Source organism: Gorillibacterium timonense, assembly GCF_001457415.1.
GTDB classification, from domain to species: domain Bacteria; phylum Bacillota; class Bacilli; order Paenibacillales; family NBRC-103111; genus Gorillibacterium; species Gorillibacterium timonense.
Map to the genome: position 1 here is coordinate 845980 of NZ_LN881724.1, position 16938 is coordinate 862917.

15 protein-coding genes are annotated in these 16938 nt (G+C 47.3%); 11 read left to right on the forward strand and 4 right to left on the reverse strand.

All coding sequences use genetic code 11. The features are described 5' to 3' along the window. The first annotated feature begins 11 nt into the window (after positions 1-11). The 9 genes from BN2684_RS16415 (at position 12) to BN2684_RS16455 (ending at position 10139) form a co-directional block, all read left to right on the forward strand. The gene (locus tag BN2684_RS16415; protein ID WP_199825326.1) at positions 12-773 is read left to right on the forward strand and encodes a GTP pyrophosphokinase; all 762 of its coding nucleotides are present in this window, start codon (positions 12-14) and stop codon (positions 771-773) included. A 142-nt stretch (positions 774-915) separates the two neighbouring features. Continuing rightward, positions 916-2109, forward strand: a complete 1194-nt coding sequence (locus tag BN2684_RS16420; protein ID WP_058303227.1) for a sensor histidine kinase — start codon at positions 916-918, stop codon at positions 2107-2109. Positions 2110-2584: 475 nt separating this feature from the next. Beyond that, a complete protein-coding gene (locus BN2684_RS16425) occupies positions 2585-4759 on the forward strand; it encodes an MMPL family transporter (protein ID WP_058303228.1) in 2175 nt (724 codons plus the stop codon). Positions 4760-4837: 78 nt separating this feature from the next. Then, positions 4838-6220 (forward strand): UDP-glucose dehydrogenase family protein, encoded by a 1383-nt coding sequence (locus tag BN2684_RS16430; RefSeq protein ID WP_234340259.1) that lies wholly within the window; start codon positions 4838-4840, stop codon positions 6218-6220. Between the two features lies 1 nt (position 6221). Continuing rightward, complete coding sequence (locus BN2684_RS16435) at positions 6222-7250, forward strand: GDP-mannose 4,6-dehydratase (protein WP_082652184.1); 1029 nt, start codon at positions 6222-6224, stop codon at positions 7248-7250. Then, positions 7247-7951: a glycosyltransferase family 2 protein gene (locus BN2684_RS16440; RefSeq protein ID WP_058303230.1), complete on the forward strand. Its 705-nt coding sequence runs from the start codon at positions 7247-7249 to the stop codon at positions 7949-7951. Before BN2684_RS16435 ends, BN2684_RS16440 begins: the two co-directional genes overlap by 4 nt. 4 nt (positions 7952-7955) lie before the next feature. Continuing rightward, on the forward strand, positions 7956-8285 hold the full coding sequence (locus BN2684_RS16445; RefSeq protein ID WP_058303231.1) for a lipid-A-disaccharide synthase N-terminal domain-containing protein: 330 nt from the start codon (positions 7956-7958) through the stop codon (positions 8283-8285). A gap of 439 nt (positions 8286-8724) precedes the next feature. Then, on the forward strand, positions 8725-9117 hold the full coding sequence (locus BN2684_RS16450; protein ID WP_148449999.1) for a hypothetical protein: 393 nt from the start codon (positions 8725-8727) through the stop codon (positions 9115-9117). 131 nt (positions 9118-9248) lie between these two features. Beyond that, entirely contained in the window at positions 9249-10139 is an 891-nt protein-coding gene (locus tag BN2684_RS16455) for a 5'-3' exonuclease (RefSeq protein ID WP_058303233.1), read from the forward strand. Between the two features lie 74 nt (positions 10140-10213). Here the strand turns inward: BN2684_RS16455 and BN2684_RS16460 are convergent, their stop codons facing one another. Genes BN2684_RS16460 through BN2684_RS16475 form a run of 4 tightly spaced genes read right to left on the reverse strand, consistent with a single transcriptional unit; the run spans position 10214 to position 14387 of the window. Continuing rightward, positions 10214-10492 (reverse strand): STAS domain-containing protein, encoded by a 279-nt coding sequence (locus BN2684_RS16460; RefSeq protein ID WP_199825327.1) that lies wholly within the window; start codon positions 10490-10492, stop codon positions 10214-10216. Positions 10493-10494: 2 nt separating this feature from the next. Next, positions 10495-12504 (reverse strand): methyl-accepting chemotaxis protein, encoded by a 2010-nt coding sequence (locus tag BN2684_RS16465; protein WP_058303235.1) that lies wholly within the window; start codon positions 12502-12504, stop codon positions 10495-10497. A 50-nt stretch (positions 12505-12554) separates the two neighbouring features. Then, positions 12555-12938, reverse strand: a complete 384-nt coding sequence (locus BN2684_RS16470; protein WP_058303236.1) for an ATP-binding protein — start codon at positions 12936-12938, stop codon at positions 12555-12557. 24 nt (positions 12939-12962) lie between these two features. After that, positions 12963-14387 carry a PP2C family protein-serine/threonine phosphatase gene (locus BN2684_RS16475; RefSeq protein WP_058303237.1) on the reverse strand — a complete coding sequence of 475 codons (1425 nt, stop codon included), beginning with the start codon at positions 14385-14387 and terminating at the stop codon, positions 12963-12965. 469 nt (positions 14388-14856) lie between these two features. Here BN2684_RS16475 and ilvD point away from each other — a divergent pair, with 469 nt between their 5' ends. Both ilvD and BN2684_RS16485 read left to right on the forward strand, forming a co-directional pair. Continuing rightward, positions 14857-16542, forward strand: coding sequence for a dihydroxy-acid dehydratase (ilvD, locus tag BN2684_RS16480; protein ID WP_058303238.1), 1686 nt, complete (start codon positions 14857-14859; stop codon positions 16540-16542). Positions 16543-16561: 19 nt separating this feature from the next. Then, positions 16562-16855, forward strand: coding sequence for a DUF3055 domain-containing protein (locus tag BN2684_RS16485; protein WP_058304597.1), 294 nt, complete (start codon positions 16562-16564; stop codon positions 16853-16855). Positions 16856-16938 lie beyond the last annotated feature (83 nt).

The following is a 16938-nucleotide window of genomic DNA, read 5'->3' on the forward strand; positions in this document are numbered from 1 at the left end:
AGGCATATTAAATGGTAAACTTATACAATTTAATGAATGCGGACAGTATGGATATCAATGATACTTATCCAACTGGGATTCATTCGCCTAGACATGACTTCTCCCATGAACGGATATCCATAGCCAGTTCCGAAATGATCCCCCATTTGAATTCGTCAAAAAAGGCAATAAGCACAATGATTGAGTACAAAGAATTAATGATGATGTACAGTTGTGCGATGAAAGAAATTAAGACAAAGTTTGATGTTCTGAACACGGAATTCGAAATACGGTATCAAAGAAACCCCATCAATTATATGGCTACTCTACTTAAAAGCACAGCCAGCATTCTTAAAAAAATGGAGAAAAAGCAACTGCCGTTTACTATTGAACATATTGAAAATCATGTTCATGATGTAGCGGGAGTTCGTGTGATCTGCTCTTATGTTGACGATATATATTTCATAGCAGATGCGCTAATACGTCAGAACGACATTAAGCTAATTAAGCAGAAGGATTACATTTCTCATCCAAAGTCAAACGGTTATCGCAGTTTACATTTGGTCGTTAGCATACCCGTTTTTTTTGCCGAACATCAGAAACAAATTACGGTAGAGGTGCAAATCAGGACGATTGCCATGGATTTCTGGGCGAGCCTGGAGCATCAGCTTAGATACAAGCATCGGCATCCGGAAGAAGATGAGCTCACCAAACAATTAAAGGAATGCTCCGATGTCATTTCCGATGTTGACTCGCGCATGCATAACCTTAGGTTGAGATGTACAGGAATATAGTATCTGCGGTAAGCAGGGAAGCTGCTCGAAAGGACAGCTTCCCACGTTCTTCTAGCAATGTCGCTCAGTATCCATCAGGAGCTCCCTTATACGGATAGCACATTTGAGGAGAAGCTTTTAATACAGATAAGGGGGAGGACCATTGAACGGAAAAGCCGGAATAAAGAATATAAACGAATTATTTGCTTCAAGGCTGCCTACTTTAATTTGGATGTCAATCGTATATGTAGGAACGATTATTCTTCAATTTTTTAAGGAGCCTTTGGTTTTAGAGGGGGCTGTATTTACAGGATTATTTACAGTCCATGTATTATTACACTGGAATTCCTACAAAGTTACACAAAAAAATTTTTGGCTTTATTTCTCGATTCAAGCCGCTTTCATTTATTTGTGTGCCATTTTAATGCGAGGGGGTTATCAGGCAGTTTTAAACGGACTACTTCCTATACTGATAGCCCAGAGTCTTAGTTTTTCATTTCGGGTTAAGAGAGTAGCGTTCATATCACTTATCAGTATCATCGTTTTTTTTGATTCCTCTTTGACTGTTGGAGATACGGATGAACTTATTATATTTCTTCCTATATTTATTCTGATGCTTATTGTGGTACTGGCTTATGCAATAATGTTCTTCACACAGGTACAAGAGCGGCTCAGAACCCAAAGCTTTCTGGAGGATCTAAGAGAAGCACATGAGAAGGTGGAAGAGTTAACCCTCGCTAACGAACGTCAGCGAATGGCCCGGGATTTGCATGATACACTCGCACAAGGGGTTGCCGGACTCATTATGCAGCTCGAAGCTGCAGATGCCCATATGTCACAGGATCAAGCGAAGCGGGCTCAGGAAATTATTAGACAGTCGATGCAACAGGCACGCCGAACATTAGCCGAAGCTCGAAGAGCAATTGACAATCTACGAACGAAATCAGCACCCGAGATTGATTTCAAAGAGGCGATTTACTATGAGATTGAACATTTTACTGATGCTACCGGAATTGTTGTGTCTACAGATTACCGATTAAACAAGCGATTATCCAGATTGTTGATGGAACACAGCTTGTATATCATGAAGGAGAGTCTTACCAATATCGCCCGTCATGCAAAGGCTGATAAAGTATGGGTTTTTGTCTCTATACATAATGGCAGACTCATTATCGAAATTGCGGATAATGGTATTGGATTTCGAACGAATGATATGGGCAAAGATGTTGGACATTATGGGTTACTGGGAATTCATGAGCGGGCAAGGCTAATTGGAGGAGAGATTTATGTGAACAGTAACTCGGAGGGGACCCGTATTAAGTTGGAGACGCCCTTAACTGAAGGAGAACTTACATGAAAGTATATAGAAACATTTATAATAAACGTGGAGTTGATTCACGTTCAAAAGCGGTTGCCGTTGCACTTGATCGGGGGATTGCGAAAGCATGTATCTTCTAGCCTTCCCACGGGTATGTATTAGCGCCAGGGACCGACATCCTGCCTACGGTAGCCAATCTGCTGCAGCTGCAAGTTGATGCTGAATTAAAGTTGAATCAGGTATGAATAGATAGTTAAAAGCGGGGCTCCACATGGAGCCCTTTCTTTTGTTTAAGGGGCTGCCCAAAAGGGCGGTTTCAGTTTGCCCTTTTGGACGATGCGGAAAAAGTCTCAAATTCTCTATGATAAGTACATAGAGAAAACACCTATATAAGCTGAGCTAAAAAACTACAGGGGAAAAGGAGAAGTCAGGAATGTATAGGGCACGGTCACAATTGGTGCTCATGGAGTAAATCAAAGATCAGCTTATATGGCAAAGAGGAGACGATACTGAAATGGCTAAGTTATTATACCGGCTGGGGTTCTGGTCAGCGAAAAACCGGATCAAAGTAGTAGTAGGAAGCATTTCTCTGGTAGTTGTGGCTGCTATTGTAGCGCTGTCAATGGGAATTCATTTTGGTGAGGAGACCAGCATTCCTGGACTTGCCTCGCAAAAAACATTAGAGGTTATGGAAAGGGAATTTCCAAACCCGCAGGGAAGCCTCGGTAAAACCCAATTGGTTCTTAAGGCTCCGGCCAATGAAACATTATCTTCTGAAGCGGCGCAACAGCTAATCAATGAAAAGATCAAAGAATTGTCAGCAGATCAAGAGGTGGCTATGGTTGTTGGTCCTAACGAGAACCATTCATTGAATGCGGACAAAACCATCGGCTATGCCACGATTACTTATAAAGTTCCAGGTGCAGATGTTACCAAGGCATCGAAAGATTCGGTTACCAAGATTGCGGAAAGCCTACGGGATGCCGGATGGCAGGCGGAATTGATCGGAGACGGCTACGTCAAAATGGAAACCGGTAATCCGACCGAAGCGGTTGGTGTATTACTGGCCCTAGTGATTCTTGCTGTAGCACTCGGTTCGATCATTACCGGTGTTCTCCCGATCTTAACCGCAGGTTTAGGTCTCGGCTTTGGCATTATGCTGATTATCATCGGAACGAGTCTGTTTGACATTCCATCGTTTGCCTTGTCGCTAGCCGGCATGCTTGGTCTGGCTGTAGGCATCGACTATGCTCTATTCATCATCGCCAGATACCGCCAACAGCTTGCTGAAGGATATGAAAGATGGGAAGCAATCGCAATAGCGACCGGAACGGCCGGGAGTGCAGTGGTGTTCGCGGGAGTAACCGTTATTATCGCTCTAGTAGGGTTTTCCTTTGTGGGAGTACCGTTCCTAACCGCTATGGGGATGGCGGGTGCGATTACTGTATTCACGGCAATCTTGATGACGATATTCGCCGTTCCGGCGATTCTGGAATTACTGGGAGACAAGATCAAAGCGTCGGCCAAGCGTAAGGGCACAGAGAGGAAACAAGCAAGCCGTGGTAATTTGTGGGGACGATTTGTTACCGGACAGCCTTTAGTAGCAGTAGTACTGGGCGTAGCACTGCTGGCAACCGTAGCACTGCCGTTCTTTCACATGGAGACGGGCCTTGGTAACGATGGACATAAATCGCCGGATAAAACGGAACGCCGAGCCTACGATCTCCTAACTGAAGCCTACGGTGAAGGGTATCACGGACCGTTGGTCATTCTGGCAGAAACGGATGGCAGCAAAGAGTCTGCGGCAAATCTCAATAAAGTTATTGAAGAGGTAAAAACGTACCCCAATGTCGTTATGGTGAACCCGGCGATCACCAATGCATCCGGAAAATTTTCGCTAATTACCGTTATGCCGAAAACAGGGCCAAATGATTCTGAAACGTTAGATCTTGTCCATCTAATTCGTGACAAGGCACCGGAGATCGAGAAGCAGGATCATGTCAAGATTGGTGTAACCGGAAGTACAGCTGTCAATATCGATATCACTCAGAAATTGAACCAGGCCTTGCCTAAATTCTGCCTGATTATTGTTGGACTCGCCTTTGTACTTCTAATGCTGGTATTTCGCTCAATCCTGGTTCCGATCAAGGCAGTGCTCGGATTCATCCTGTCACTCGGCGCGACCTTAGGGTTTGTCACCTATGTTGTTCAGGACGGCCATTTCCAGAATCTGTTCCACTTCTATGCGAAGGCGCCGGTGTTTAATTTCCTGCCGATTATTGTAGTCGGTGTTCTGTTCGGCCTTGCCATGGACTATGAAGTGTTTCTGGTCAGCAGGATGCGGGAAGAGTTCAAGAAGAGCGGAGATGCCAAAAAGTCCGTCCTTGCCGGTATCCGACACAGCGGCGGAGTTGTAATGGCAGCTGGGCTCATCATGGTTGCCGTTTTTACAGGCTTCGTGCTGGCAGAGGAACCCATGGTCAAAGTTATGGGGCTAGCGCTTGCCTTCGGTGTTCTCTTTGACGCTTTTGTAGTCCGGTTGCTCATTGTTCCCGGCGTAATGACTTTGGTTGGGAAGTCTGCCTGGTATTTTCCAAAGTGGCTGGACCGTATACTTCCTAACTTGGATGTAGAGGGTGAAGAAGTCATGAAGGAAGTGGAAAAGAAGCGGTTGCGAGTTGTGGAGTAACTTAATTTCGGATTCTTTGTTGGACCTGTAAAACAACTTGCTTAAAAAAAGTGGCAGTCATGAATTGAATTGATTTCAATGGCTGCCACTTTTTATTTTGATTTAGATAAAATGAGGTGGTTTGCTTTGAGGATAGGCGTTATTGGTACGGGTTATGTTGGTTTGGTGTATGGAGCGGTTATGGCGGATTTTGGACACTACGTGACTTGTATGGATAAAGACGAGCAGAAGATAGGGCAACTGAAGTTGGGCAATTCTACGATTTATGAACCAGGTCTTCCCCCAATACTGCAGTATGGGTTAAGCACCGGCAATTTATACTTTACGACTTCTCTTGAAGAGTGTGTGAAGTACAGTGACATGATTGTTATCGCCATTGGAACACCGACGGGACCCGATGGCAACGCAGATGTAAGTGATGTCATGACAGTGGCTGAGGAAATAGGGACTTTCATGCTGGATAACAAGCTGGTCGTATGTAAGTCAACCGTTCCTATTGGTACCTCCCGAAAGATGTTAGAGATAATTGAACAACAGCTTCAGGCTAGAAACGTTGGATATCAAATTGAAGTCGCCTGCAATCCCGAGTTTTTAAGACAGGGCAAGGCAGTGGAGGATTGTCTTTCTCCCTCCAGAGTGATTATCGGCACAGAAACTCAGCACGCCAGGGAAGTCTTGCAGGACATCTATCGTATGTACGATCAGGAGAAGATTCCCTTTCTATACACTGGATATGAGACGGCAGAACTGATCAAATATGCCTCGAATTCTTTCCTGGCGGTAAAGATTTCATTTGTGAACGAATTGGCATGGCTCTCTGAGACAGCAGGCGCGAATATTCAAGATGTCGTGATGGGGATGGGATTGGACGCGAGAATTTCTCCGACATTTCTGGAAGCCGGTGCTGGATATGGCGGGAGTTGTTTTCCAAAGGATACGAGGGCACTGGTTGAAACAGGTGCAAAGTACAATGCTCAACTCCACATCGTTGAAGCTGCAATTGCAGCGAACGAGACGCAGAAGACAAGGATGGTTCAAAAAATAATTGATACATTATCTTCACACCATGATTTGAGTTGCTTGACTATTGGCGTGCTTGGTCTTTCGTTTAAACCGGAAACAGACGATATCCGAAGCGCACCGAGTTATGACATCATCAAGGGTCTGCTCGATCAAGGGCTCACTGTCAAAGTATATTGTCCAGAAGGGATGAGACAAGCGAAATTGACCTGGACAGAAATAAACGAGCGTATTTTCTACTGCGATAGTGAAGCAGAATGTGCAGACCAAGCGGATGCACTTGTTCTTATAACCGAGTGGGGGCAGTTCCGGAACCTAGAATGGACCAAAATCCTGGCGACCATGCACAATAATTATCTGTTTGATTTACGAAATATGTTTACTCGGGAGAACTCCGTCACAGAATTGTTTCACTATTATGCGGTTGGAGTTGGGGTTTGAGATGAAGACCTATTGTGTAACCGGCGGAGCCGGATTTATCGGTTCAAACGTGTGCAAAAGTCTTCTTGCCAAGGGACACCGGGTGATTAACATGGATAATTTTTCGGGTTTTTATGATTATAAAGCAAAAATATCCAATGTGCTCTATTCGATTGATTTTACTGGAAGGTTCCCGTTTGTCAGCAAGGGGGGAGATCTAGAGTTGTTATCCTCTCTATCTAAATCTGAAAGATATCACCTATATGTGGTGGATATTCGCAATTTATCAGCTGTAAATGCAATATTTCAATCCGAGAAGATCGATGCTGTCATCCATCTTGCAGCCATGCCGGGGGTTAGACCTTCCATTGAGAACCCGTTGTTGTATGAAGGAGTAAATATTAAAGGAACCTTGAATATTTTGGAGGCTATGCGGAAATTCAACGTACGCAAATGGATATTCGCCTCTTCCTCATCTGTTTACGGCAATCAACAACATTCCACTTTTTCGGAGTCAGAACTAAACAGTAGACCGATTTCGCCTTACGCAGCTACAAAAAAAGCATGTGAAGATATGGGGTATTCCTATTACAATTTACATGGCATTCATGGAATGATGATGCGTTTCTTCACCGTTTATGGTCCGAGACAACGGCCAGACCTGGCTATAAGAAAATTTATTAAACAAGTTGACTTAGAACTGGAAATTCCGGTGTATGGGGATGGCCAAACAGCCAGGGATTATACCTACATCGACGATACGGTTACTGGCGTGATCTCAGCTATTGAATATGTAGAAGGCCATGAGGTCTATGAAATTGTGAACATAGGAACAGGCACCGCCACTTCTCTTCAGACGATGATTCGAACGATCGAAGCGGAGACGGGTAAAATCGCTAAATTACAGCAAGCGCCCCCGCAAGCTGGCGATGTTGATTTCACCAAAGCTAATATTGAAAAAGCGTCACTCCTGCTTAATTATTCTCCTCGTGTTCGTTTCTCAGATGGAATAAGCAATCAGATCCTTTGGCAGAGAGGGGTTGCTCCATGACTCGCCTTTCAGTGGTCGTACCTGTTTATAACGAAGAGGGAAATATATACGATCTTTTCATAAGCATTACTGCTGCATTGAAAGGGAAAGTGGAAAGTTATGAAATCATACTTGTGAACGATGGAAGCAGAGATCGAAGTGCTGTGCTGCTGAATGAGATTGCCCTTATGGATAAAGCCATAAAGGTCATTCATTTTGAGAGAAATTGCGGACAAACGGCTGCGATCTGGGCCGGAATGAAGGCTTCCACTGGCGAATTAATTGCTCTTATGGATGCAGATTTGCAGACGGATCCTAAGGATATTTTCAGACTCATGCCATTCATCGAGCGTGTAGATTTTGTAAACGGGAAGCGGACGGATCGGAAAGACACCCTGCTTAAGAAAATATCATCCCGCATTGGAAATGGAATTCGCAATTGGATCACGGGAGATTCGATTTATGATACGGGCTGCCCTATGAAACTCTTCAAACGTAAGGTTGCGGATAGTTTTTATTTATATAACGGGATGCACCGCTTTTTGCCGACATTAGCGAAAATGAACGGTTTTTCTGTTATAGAGGTTTCGGTAACTCATCAAGAAAGAAAACATGGTATATCCAAATATGGCGTGAGGAATCGGGCTTTTGTAGGACTCATGGATGCAATTGTTATCAGATGGCTCAAAAAAAGGGTAATCATGTATCGGATTAAGGGATGATTCTATGTGGGGAACGGTAGTTGGCCATTATAAAGTGAGGGAAATCCTCTGGATATTGTTTGGATTGAGCGGACAAGTCTTATTCTCGCTACGCTTTATAATTCAATGGCTGGCCAGTGAAAAGGCTAAAAAAACAGTTATTCCACAGTCCTTTTGGGTATACAGTATTCTCGGCAGTGTCGTTCTATCCACTTATGCAATCTACAGAAAAGATCCTGTCTTTATTTTAGGCCAACTTCCAAGTGTGTTTATCTATTTTAGGAATATTCTGCTTAATAGACGGAATGCAAAGCAGGCAGGGGAAAACCATAATAGGGAGACACATGTGCTTTGATGTTATTTAGGAACTGCCCCAAAGGGTGAAGGCGGTCTGCCCTTATGGACGATGCCGGAAGTTCACTCGTTCTATATAATAGCTGCATTGAGTGAAACACATTAGTGAGGAGGAAGCGATGTTAAATCGAGTAAGCTGGATCTCATCTCGTTCTGGATTAGTTCGAACAACTGGGATACGCATTGAAAATAAAAAATGAGGTGTTTCCTTCAGATCCGGCTTTCAATTGTCGTACGTACCCGATGCCATTGTACTTGGATGGCTTAAAAAGAGGGTTCCTGGGGGATAATCTTGTGGAATTAGCTTGGCTATAAGCCATATCATAACCGAAATGTACAGTAAACTGACACTTAAGCTATTGTCCGACCTCGATAATTTCAATCTTGCATTTCTTCAGCAATCGAAGTCTCCTTTAGGTAATGGAGGTTTTCCGGATGTCGTGTTGTTAACCAATTTTGTTGGGATTAAAATAACGGCAGGTATTGGTTCTCTGCATGGAAGTGTTTTCCTTCACATGAAATTCATTCCGATTCTTGCAATCCACTTTTTCTCCTTTGTTGTAGGGGGATATCTTTCATCAAAATTAAATGACGCAAAAACATGGTTTCAAATGATTTGCTTAGGGGTAGGGATTGGAATTCTATATTCGCTTTTCTTGGCGGTCATGTCGATAATTGGTGGTGGTACTTCTTCGATTCCGATTCCCTTTATTAGGTCGGAAATGTACATTTCGAGTAAATTTTCTCATTTAGAAGCTATAAATCATGGATTTTTATTCGGGAGTTTATTTAGTATCCTTGGAGCATGGATTCAGAAGGAGCGGGAAAAGTGATTTAACATCCCACTTGATAAGCACGATAATGTGGAAAATGAAAATGGTTGGTAAATGATGGGTTGGATACTCTTTTGACAACATGATACTATGAATAAAGAAAAAGCATTTGAAATTGAAGTGGAGAGATTATGTTGAATGAAATAAAGAAAAGGGTATTACTTGTTGATGGAATGGCTCTTCTTTTTAGAGCATTCTATGCAACTTCATCTACAGGATATATTCGAAAAACGAAGGCCGGTTTGCCCACCAATGCTGTTTATGGGTTTCTACAATACTTTTTTGATGCAATAAATGTCTTTACCCCTACACATGTCATTTGCTGCTGGGATATGGGGAGCAGCACTTTTCGTACGGAGACCTATAGCGAATATAAGCAAAATCGTATGGAAGCCCCTTTAGAACTTCGCCCTCAATTTGATTTGATTAAAGATGTAGTGAAGGAAATGGGGGTTCCTAACATTGGTTTGGTTGGATACGAAGCAGATGATTGCATAGGAACTTTATCAAATGCACTTCAGAATGACTCCGAGGTGTTTATCTTAACTGGTGACCATGACATGCTTCAGCTAATAACGGAACAAGTTAAAGTTGTCATTATGAACAAGGGAAGATCCAATTACACTGTATATGATTTGGAGACGCTTTATTCCACCAAGCAATTAACGCCTTTGCAGATCATAGATTTAAAAGCATTTATGGGCGATGCCTCAGATAATTATCCTGGTGTTAAGGGTATTGGTGAAAAGACCGCTCTTAAGTTGATTGGCGAGTATAAATCTATTGAGGGTTGTCTAGAATGCCTGGATCTGCTCCCAAAAAGTGTTAAAAAGAAAATTGAAGAGAATCTAGATATGTTGCATCTTTCAAGAGACCTAGCAAGAATTCGGCTGGATGTGCCTATCGAGTGTAATTTAAATGATTGTCTGTGGGATCTACGCCATGATTCAGCCACAAGAATATTTGATGAATTGGAATTAGGCAGTCTTGTTAAGCTGCTAGGCAACGTAGTAAATAGTTAATACTGCCTATAGAAATAGACCCTTTTGCCGTCTAGCGCAAAAGGGTCTTCTTCTTGGCTTTATCATTGTTTTCGTTACAGGATCTCAAAAACATTCGTCAATCTCGTCAGTTCAAATACCTTGAAGACATTTCGGTTGAGCGACTTCAGCTTCATGCCTCCGCCGCTTTCCATGCATTTTTTGTGAGAGCTGACGATGACCCCAAGCCCCGTGCTGTCGATGAATTGGCAGTTGCTGAAGTCGAGCAGAAAATGGATGGTTCCGCTGTTGATATGGGCTCGAACATGCTCTCTGAAGTGACCGGCTTCTTCTACCGAAAAGATCTCCGGCACCTGAATCGTGATCTCTTTCACTATCATTCACCCTTAATGTTAAATTTCTCAACGAGGAGCTCGAGCTCATTGGCCATGGCGCTTACTTCCTCTGCGGAAGCGGCAAAATTGTTGACGGTCGCCGCTTGCTCTTCCGTTGCGCTCGATACATTTTCGCTATTCGCTGCTGCCAGCTCCGAGATGGATCCCATCGAATCGATGAGCTTGATGATCTGATCGGAGGTCGCAACCTCGTCTTTCGTAATATCCAAAATCTCCTTCACATTGGCTGTGATCATTTCAACGGACTCGATGATATGCACAAAGGCATGATCTGTTTCGTTGACGATCGTTACGCCTCCCGTTACAGCCTCAGAAGCGCCTCTCATGGCGGTTACAGCCGTTTCGATCCGGGCGATCATGTCGTGGACCAGATCGGAGATTTCATTCGCGCTGATGTTCGTTTCATCGGACAGCTTTCGGACCTCACCAGCCACGACGCTGAAGCCTTTGCCATGCTCGCCGGCTCTTGCCGCCTCAATGGCTGCGTTCAGAGCGAGCAGGTTTGTTTGACGGGCGACCGCGTTGATGGTTCCGATGATTGCGGAGACCTTACCCGATAGCTCATGGACCGTCTGGAGCTGCGTTTCCGTCTCCGCCGTGCTTCTGTTGATGGTGTCCATAGCTTGCACCGTGTTGGTGACCATCGCTCGGCCTTCCTGAGCGGCTAAGTTCGTTGCATTTGCGTTGCTTGAGGTCGCCGCCGCTTTGCTTTGCGCCATCTGAACCAAGCTCGACAGTTGGACCAATACTTGCGAGGCGCTAACAACCGATTGGTTATTGTTCTCCGCGCCGATGGCAATCTCCTGCGTGCTTGAGCTGATTTCCTGAATCGATGCGCTGATCTCCTCCGAGGAGGCCGCCATTTCTTCCGACATGGAGGTGAGCGTCTCCGACCCGGCTCTTATTTTCTTGATCACTGTCGCTTGCTTGTTGATCATGGCATTGAAGGAGTTGCTAAGCGCCTGAAGCTCGTCACCTGTGCGAATGGAGGTATGTACCGTTAAGTCTCCGTCTCCGGCCAGAGCCATTGCCGTTTCCAGCTTTTTGATCGGCCTGATCACGCCGATAACCGTTAACAAATAGGAGAAGAGAATGGCGATCACGATACAGGTGACGGTGATGAGGATCGTCCGGTTGCGGATATCGAGCGCAGGAGCCATGTATTCCTTGTAATTGGCGGTGGTCGCGATCATCCATTTGCCGGCGGGCTGGAAGGCGACATATTTGTACACGCCCTCGTAGGTATAGAACCCTTGATCGGTTTTGCCCGCTTTCATCTCTTGAACCAATGCGTTCAACTCTTTATTGCTGTTGCCGTCCAAGTTTTCCTTGAGAATTTTCTCTTTCACGGGATGATACACGACGAGGCCGGTATGGTCGATCATATAGGCATAGCCGCCGTCTCCCACCTTGACATCCGCAGCGGAGGCGGAGAGGGTGTCAAAGACGATTGTTCCGATCAGCACGCCGACAACACGATCATTCAACTGCAAAGGCTGGGCGATCGCGACGATCGGATTGCCTGTTTCCTTAGATGAGATGACATCGCTGGTCGTTTCTTTGCCTTGAAGGGCTTGCTGGAAATAGTCCCGATCCTTCACGTTCAGGCTTGGGGAATCTGAGCTGCTCGTGATGATGGCGTTCCCGTCGGCATCCGCTAGAATCAGCGATTCGATCAAAGCCTCATTGTTACTATGGATACCGGAGAGGAATTGGTAGGCGCTCGCCTTCAAACGGCTGTCCGCGGGTTTGGCGGCAAGCTCGGAGAGTGTATCGTTTTGGCTGGCGATCTGCAGATAGCTTCCCGCTTCCTTCAAATCGCTGTCCACCGTTTTGGCGGCCGCATTCGTTGTGTCCTTCAATTCTTCTTCAATGGTCGATTGAAGCGCCTGTGAAGCCAGGTTGTAGGACATGAACCCGGATACGGACAACGGGATGCTGATAATCAAGAATAAAATGATGGTGATTTTTACCGTAAGGCTTACTTTCATGGTTGCCCCCCTAAACGAGTTCAATAGCAGGTACCGAAAATGCTAAAAAACTAAACCAGTTCGATTCTTTTGCTGATATGAAGCGTATTCTGAACAAGCTCCACGCTATCGCAAAAGCAGCGGATCAGATACAGCCCTCGTCCCCCTTCATCAAGCAATCGGGATGGATTCAGTTCCTCTGGAATCATGACCGGCTTCGAGCCATCTCCGCAGTCTTCCACCTGAATGTGCAAGCCGTCTTCATCAAGCGAGCATCGGATATGGATCGGCAGCCGACCATCACCGCCATTTCCATGATAGAAAGCGTTGGTGATCGCTTCCACCAGGATGAGTTTTACATCAAAGGAGTAGGGCTCAATGCCGAGCTCCTGAATGATCCGGTCTATGGTGCAGAGATGATTCTCAAGACCGTATAGCGTCAATTCCGTTTGCACAGATGTTATTCGACCCCCCTTTCTTTACTTGATTTGAAAGCTCAACCAGGTGCAGTCATCCTGTAAATGAGCTTGGGCGATTTTCTTCTCCAAGGATTCCACGGAACCGCACAACTCTTCGAGGTCGAACAGAAGATCCATCCCGTCGCTGTAGAAGCAAAATTTGTCCTCCCGCTGAAAGGAAAGATTGACTTCTTCGAATTGACTGTTCGCGAACATGCCGAGGGGAGCTCCTTTGACCGTAATCCGCTGCGCGTTATCCCCCTGAGCATAGACGAATTCGTTGATCCCGGCTCCTGCAGCCAGCAGCCGACCTTCGCCAAAATCGAAGAGAAAGCAGCAGGCTGCGATATAGTCTTCGCCTAGATGTTGAATGGCCTTTTGATTTAAGTCATGCAGGAGTCGAACGGGGTCTTGGGTGATGAGCAGGCTGTTTGCGACCAGCACCCGCAGCGCCGAAATATTGAGCGCCGCCGATATTCCCTTTCCGGTTACGTCGCCGATGATGCCGATGACCTGTTCTTCATTGATCTTATGAAAAAGAAAGAAGTCTCCGCTCAGCGTCGTAGCCGGGATGTACAGCTTCTCGAAAGCCGCCTTGCCGTCCAGCGGGAACGGAACGGTATGCCGATGCTCCTGAAGCCGCACCGCTTGCTCGATTTCCCGCTTGCTCCTGGTAATGTCTCTTAACACCAATTGCATGGCGATCCGTTCCTCGTAGATGATTGGAGCGCCGGCGATCTCCAGGTCAAAGATGCGGCCGTCATACCGCACAAACCGATGCTCAAAGCGGAAGCTCTCGCTGGCGGGTTCGTTGAGACGCAGCTTGATGGCTTCAAGGCCGCTGACGGAATCCTCATTGAAAAAGTGAAGCATGTTCTGGCCGATCAGCTCGATTCGGGCTTTCCCGAACAAATTCTCCGTCTTTTTGTTGGCAAATCGAATGATCCCTTCGTTGTGAACAAGGATGGCCTCCGGGCACAGCTCCACCAGGTCCCGGTATCGTTCCTCGCTTTCCCTCAGCCGCTTCTCCGCCCGCACCCGCTCGGTGATATTGTGAACGACGGAATAGATGCAGGATCTTCCCAGCATCGTGATCATTCCGGTATGGATCTCGACATCGATTGTCGTCTTGTCGGACAATTGATGCTTCTCTGTAAATACCTGATTGCCCCAATAGTCTCCGTTTGGCAGGGCGTGATGGAGAAACGAATCCGGCTCTGAGGCTTGCTTTCCGTTCAAATCGGTAATCGATCGCTTTCTCAGCTCTTGCACGGTGTACCCGTAGAAGGTGCAGGCTGCTCGATTGGCATCGACGATGCCGCCGTTTTTTGGATCGATGAGAAGAGTAACGAGATGATTGTTTTCGTAGATGCAGCCAAAATGATCCATACACTGCGAAGGACTAGGAGAGACCTTCAGATTCTTGCAATTCATATCAACTTTCATAGCGCAATCCTCTCGAGTTTGATTTCCGGTGATCGTCTATCTATGACTTCTTCATTATCTGCATACTCCTCGGTTTCTTTCAAGTAAATTCGCGATCTTTCTCCATAATACGTCAATTTCGACACGGACTTGTAAAGAATGGCGAGGTCCCTTCATTTGATTCCCTTTCATATAAGGAGGCAATGTAGGGTAACAAGAGCCGGAGTATAGCAGGTGTCCGGTACTTTGCTTATTCGCGAGAGGAGGGAGCGGTTTTGGGGGTTGGATTCGTCTTGATCGATATCGGAATCATGGTGGCGGTCGTAGAGCGATAGAACCCTTTTATGCTGCAGATTGAAAAAAGCTTTTGCTTTCCGCCTTCCGTCCGCATGCTAACCACGGGGAAACATGTTAGAATTGATAAAATGAAGCATGACAATCTGACATACCATACGGAGTAAGTGGATCCAACGGGAGGCGGAATACGAATATGGCAACAGCCAAAAAACGCAGCGATATGATCACAAAAGGGTTTGACCGTGCGCCCCACCGCAGTCTTTTGCGGGCGGCCGGCGTCAAGGAAGAGGATTTCGGTAAGCCTTTTATAGCCGTCTGCAACTCCTACATCGACATTATTCCGGGACATGTGCATCTCCAGGAATTCGGCAAAATCGTTAAGGAAGCCATTCGCGAAGCGGGGGGCGTGCCTTTTGAATTCAATACGATCGGCGTGGACGACGGCATCGCCATGGGGCATATCGGCATGCGGTATTCGCTGCCGAGCCGCGAGATCATCGCCGATTCGGTGGAAACCGTCGTGAACGCCCACTGGTTCGACGGGATGGTCTGCATCCCGAACTGCGACAAGATCACGCCGGGGATGATCATGGGCGCGATGCGCGTCAACATCCCGACGATTATGGTGAGCGGCGGACCGATGAAGGCGGGGCGCGACAGCAAGGGCAAGGCGCTGTCGCTGACCTCTGTGTTCGAGGGCGTTGGCGCTTATCAGGCGGGGCATATCGACGAGAACAGCCTCTACGAGCTGGAGCAGTATGGCTGTCCGACCTGCGGCTCCTGTTCGGGCATGTTCACCGCGAACTCGATGAACTGCCTGGCTGAAGTATTAGGCTTGGCTCTGCCGGGTAACGGCACGATCCTCGCGATCTCGGAGGAGCGCCGCGAGTTTGTGAAGCAATCGGCTCGTCAGCTCATGGAGCTGATCAAGCTCGACCTGAAGCCGCGCGACATCGTCACGCCGGAAGTGATCGACAACGCCTTCGCCCTCGACATGGCGATGGGCGGCTCGACGAACACGGTGCTGCATACACTGGCTATCGCGGCTGAAGCGGGAATCGAGTATCCGATCAAGCGGATCAACGAAGTGGCGAATCGCGTGCCGCATCTGGCGAAGATCGCTCCGGCTTCCGACTATCATATCGAGGATGTGCACCGGGCGGGCGGAGTCAGCGCGATCATCCACGAGCTGCTGAAGAAGCCGGGAGCTCTGAATGGCAGCTGCATTACGGTAACGGGCAAGACGCTCGCTGAGAACGTGGAGGGCTGTGAAATTCAGGATGAGAACGTCATCCATCCGCTGACGAATCCGCACAGCGAGCGTGGCGGACTCGCCGTCTTGTTCGGCAACCTGGCTCCCGAAGGAAGCATCATCAAGGTCGGAGCGGTCGATCCGTCCGTCGGCGGCAAGCATGTCGGCCCGGCGATCTGCTTCGATTCGCAGGAGGATGCGCTCGCCGGAATCGCAGGCGGCAAGGTGAAGGAAGGCCATGTCGTCGTCATCCGCTACGAAGGTCCGAAGGGCGGGCCGGGAATGCCCGAGATGCTTGCGCCGACCTCGCAGATCGTCGGCATGGGCCTCGGCGCCAAGGTCGGTTTGATCACGGACGGCCGTTTCTCCGGCGCGTCCCGCGGCATCAGCATCGGTCATATCTCGCCGGAAGCGGCCGAGGGTGGACCGATCGCATTCGTGCACGACGGCGACATCATCGAGCTCGATCTGATCGAGCGGCGGATCGAGCTGAAGGTGAGCGACGAGGAGCTGGAACGCCGGCGGGCCGAATGGCCGGGCTTCGAGCCGAAGATCAAGTCGGGTTATCTGGCTCGCTACTCCAAGCTTGTGACCAACGCCAGCATGGGCGGGATTTTGAAGATCTGACCCGGGAGGGAACCGGATGATGGGTGAACTCGACTTCCTGTACGATACGACAGAGCAAACCTCGACCCGCTTCGTCTCATTTATCGGGCCGACGATGCGTCGGTTCGATCTGGCTCTGATACAGTCGGGTCACTTCTACGGTAAGACATTGGTTGCGGATTTGCAGAATGGCCAGACCGCCATCCTGGCGGGTGATGATTTGGAGCAGGAAGGTCATCTGGAGAGGCTGTTCTCGCTCTCGGAGGAGGAAGCGGCAGAGCTAGCAGAATTTCTCGCAGAGGTTCTAGGACCCGTGAATTTTACGGATCTATAGCAGAGAAGCTCGAATCCAAACTCCCCTGGATTTCGTATTGCCATCACTTGGGTTTAATGGTAATATGAAGGCAAATCAAGAAA